This is a genomic window from Mycobacterium sp. TH-M11, from assembly GCF_057473725.1.
The window spans coordinates 1-2,511 of record NZ_JBYCLD010000531.1; the positions used below are offsets into that span (position 1 = coordinate 1).

Below are 2,511 nucleotides of genomic sequence, written 5' to 3' on the forward strand. Positions count from 1 at the left end.
GGCCCGCGGCTACGACGTCGACAAGCCGCGCAACCTGGCCAAGTCGGTCACCGTCGAGTGACGATGCGCCGCGGGACGCGGCGAGGAGGAGCGAGACTATCGGGTCAGCGTCGAGTGACGATGCGCCGCGGGACGCGGCGAGGAGGAACGAGACAATCGGGTCAGCGTCGAGTGACGATGCGCCGCGGGACGCGGCGAGGAGGAACGAGACGATCGGTCACCGTCGAGTGACGATGCGGCTACCGTCGAATAGACCTTCGGGTCAGGTAGGCGGACCAGTCCGGTTCGCGGGTGGCCGCCCAATACTCGTTGAGGCGCCACGGGCTGACCGTGTGAATTTCGCCGTCGGCGTTTTTGAAGTAGGAGTGCTTGACTTTCGGGTGCGCCCAAACCATCTGGTTGATCTCGGCTTGGGTGCGCCGATGCCAGTCCGCCGCCGCCTCGGCGGTCGGCTCGATCGAATGCATGCCTGCCTCGGCCAATTTCGCCAGGCAGCTGTTGATGTAGCGCATCTGCAATTCGGAGTTGAAGATCAGGCTGCCGCCGTGCGCGAGATGTGCACCTGGCCCGTAGATGACGAAGAAGTTGGGGAACTGCGGGACGGTGATGCCCAGATAGGCGAACGGCTTGGTGCCCCAGACTTCGTGCAGGTCGGCCCCGTCTCGGCCGGTGATCGTCATCGGCCACAACACGTCGGTGTGACGAAAACCGGTGGCGTACACGATGATATCGACGTCGTGGGCCGAGTCATCTTCGGTGACGACACCGTCGGCGGTGATCTGCCGGATCGGTGTTCGCACCAGGTCGACGTTGTCGCGTCGCAGCGTGCGCAGCCAGGTGCCGTTGTCCTGCAGCGTACGTTTGCCGGTCGCCGGGTAGTCCGGTAGCACTTTGGCGAGCAGTTCTTCGTCGCCGTCGACCTGACCGGTGATCCAGTCGGTGAACATCATCCGGGCGAGAGCGTTGATCTCGCTGACGGCGTAGTCCTGGTCGGCGTAGTCCGGGTCTACCCGCGCGGCGTCGAGGCCCTTGTCGGATCCGGGCCAGAGCACCAGGAACCGATACCAACGGCCGTAGTACGGCAGATGGTCAATGGCCCAGCGCACGCCGTCGCCGACCTGGTCGTGGTACATCGCGTTGGGGAACATCCACTGCGCGGTGCGCTGAAAGACGGTGAGGTGCTCGACGTCGTCGGCGATGGCCGGGGCGATCTGGAATCCGCTGGCGCCGGCACCGATCAGCGCAACCCGCTTGCCGGTGAGGTCGACGGAATGGTCCCACGCCGCGGAATGAAAGGACGGACCGCGAAAATCCTTCGCGCCGGGGAACTCTGGAATGTGTGGGCGGTTGAGCTGGCCGACGGCGGTGATCACGGCGCGCGCCCGCATCGTGGTCAGGCCCTCGTCACCTTCGCGGGAGGTGATCGTCCACATGCCGTCTTCGTCGTCCCACTCGACCGCCACGACTTCGGACTGCCAGCGCACATGATCGTTGAGATGATGCTTGTCCATCACATTAGTGAAATAGCGCTGCAGCTCGGACTGCTCGGCGAAGAAGTGCGACCAGGCGTTGCTGGGCTCGAAGCTGTAGCAGTAGAAGTGGTTGGCCACGTCGACACGTGCGCCCGGGTAGCTGTTCTCCCACCACGTGCCCCCGGGCCCGGCGTTCTTCTCGAGGATGGTGAACGGAATGTTGGCCTGCTGCAGGCGAAGTCCGGCCAGGATTCCCGATTCGCCGCAGCCGATGACCACCACCGGAACCTGGGCGGCCCGGTCGGAGTCCAGCGGCGCCGGCCGGCGGGGATCGACGCCGGCCAGATCCATCTCCTCGGCGAGCAGCGGCAGATAATCCTCCGGGACGCTCTCGCAGGCCGCCCAGTCCATCATTTCCTTGATGAGCTCCGGCGGAAGCGGAGCGGGCTCCGGGCAACCGCGGTCGCGGTAGTCGGCGATCACCGGCAACGCCTGGGCGCGGGCGCGGGCCTTGTCCTCTTCGGACATGAAGCCCTGGACTTCGTTGAGGAAGATCCCGGCGGGCTTGAAGTCGCGTACGAAGCGGGCGTCGCCGGTGATGTGTACCAGCGACAGCAGCAGGGTGGGAACGCTGACCTGCTCGAGCGCGGCGGCAATGTCGGTGTCGGAGGTGGTGAAAGGTTGGCCCGCGTAACGGCTGCGCACCAAGGGTGGGATCCTTTCGCGTCATCGATGAGCGCCTGCGGCGAAACCTTCGAATTACGATACGCACGGTTTCGTAATTGGAATTCCACGATACGCGCGGGCTTGCGCCCGATCAAGGTTTCCGCGCTTCGCGGCCATGCGGGGGTTGGTTTTAGCCCGTCTAATCGACTGGACGCGCTTTCGTCTGCCCGTAGTCTGAACATGATGCGGCATTACTACTCGGCGGATGCGATTCGCGAGGCTGAAGCGCCGCTGTTGGCCGGGCTGCCCGAGGGCGCGCTGATGGCCCGCGCCGCCTATGGATTGGCAACCGCGATCATCGGCGAGTTGACCG

The 2,511-nt window shown here is 65.0% G+C and carries 2 protein-coding genes; one reads left to right on the forward strand and one right to left on the reverse strand.

Going from position 1 to position 2,511, the window contains the following annotated elements; genetic code table 11:
• Positions 1-239: 239 nt before the first annotated feature.
• Complete coding sequence (locus tag AC2VOG_RS20150) at positions 240-2,177, reverse strand: flavin-containing monooxygenase (protein ID WP_486941587.1); 1,938 nt, start codon at positions 2,175-2,177, stop codon at positions 240-242.
• A gap of 204 nt (positions 2,178-2,381) precedes the next feature.
• Between AC2VOG_RS20150 and AC2VOG_RS20155 the strand changes: the two genes are divergently transcribed.
• A partial coding sequence (locus AC2VOG_RS20155; RefSeq protein WP_486941588.1) for a hypothetical protein occupies positions 2,382-2,511 on the forward strand: 130 nt, incomplete at its 3' end.